This window comes from Vibrio sp. D173a, assembly GCF_030248475.1.
On the sequence record NZ_JAHGAH010000551.1, the window covers coordinates 1 to 805 of the forward strand.

Below are 805 nucleotides of genomic sequence, written 5' to 3' on the forward strand. Positions count from 1 at the left end.
TTGCCCCTCTTTATAGATCCCTGATTGAATCTGTTCTCGGATACTGTTTTTGATCTTTCCCAGTTGTGTCTCTGAATGGCTATTGCCCGGCATTCTCATTTCTGATCTAGTCCATGATTCGGTGTTGTTACCAGTATAGGTCTTTTATTTAACAGCAATGTGACAGTCCTTTGCGCTTAAAAGTCATGCTTTTGAAATATATCTGCCATAGAAATGCATTCGAACTGTCAAATAAGTTCCCATAAATCGTAATACTCGGCCTATAGCATACAAAGTGAACTTACTGACCTAGTCCAGAAGGATAGAGACAATGAAAACTTTGCTTAGCCGTGCACCTTTAACGCCATCAAAACTGATTGGTGCGACTTTAATGACAGCGACACTGTCTATGCCAGCAATGGCGAACGATGCAGATTTAGATGCATTAGTAAAAGCCGCGAAAGAAGAGGGTGCAGTTTACAGTGTGGGTATGCCTGATAGTTGGGCAAACTGGAAAGGCACGTGGGCTGACCTAAAAGCCAACTACGGGTTAAAGCACCAAGATACAGATATGAGCTCAGCACAAGAGATTGCAAAATTTGAAGCTGAGAAACGCAATGCGACAGCGGATATCGGTGATGTTGGTTTTGCTTTCGCGCGTGTTGCGGTAAACAAAGAAGTAACTCAACCCTACAAGCCATCAACATGGGACGACATTCCTGAGTGGGCAAAAGACAAAGATGGTCACTGGGCGTTGGCATACACAGGTACCATCTCATTCATCTCAAACAACAACCTTGTAAAAGATGCACCTAAGTCTTGGAGC

General features: G+C 43.5%; 1 protein-coding gene. It reads left to right on the top strand.

The genetic code is table 11. The features are described from left to right. Nucleotides 1–310 precede the first annotated feature (310 nt). Nucleotides 311–805, top strand: a 495-nt coding sequence (locus tag KIV40_RS27445) for an ABC transporter substrate-binding protein (RefSeq protein ID WP_285352367.1), incomplete at its 3' end; no start/stop codon positions are given.